1 protein-coding gene is annotated in these 274 nt (G+C 79.6%); it reads right to left on the bottom strand.

The genetic code is table 11. The features are described 5' to 3' along the window. Nucleotides 1-274: coenzyme F420-0:L-glutamate ligase (locus AC0I8G_RS25930; RefSeq protein WP_471732509.1), on the bottom strand; the 274-nt coding region annotated here is incomplete at both ends.

Raw genomic sequence — 274 nt, 5'->3', positions numbered from 1 at the left:
GTCTTGCCCTTCACCAGGTCGGCCGCGGCGGCGATCTCGTCGACGACCGCCCGGGCGGTCACGCTCAGCGCCCGGCCCGAGGTGTCGGTCTGCCCGCGGAGGTCGTCGAGGGCGGCGAGCCCGGCGCGGCCCAGCGCGAAGTCGGTCTGCCCCGCCCGCCACGGGCGGCCGGCGGTGTCGGTGACGACCACGCCGACGGTCGCGCCGGTGAGCTCCCGGACGCGGACGCGCAGCTCCCGGGCGCAGGCGTCGGCGGCGGCGGGCAGCAGCAGCA

Source organism: Kineococcus sp. AC630 (assembly GCF_979255925.1).
The sequence above is the reverse complement of the archived record's forward strand: the minus strand, read 5'-3'. Positions and strand labels throughout refer to the sequence as shown.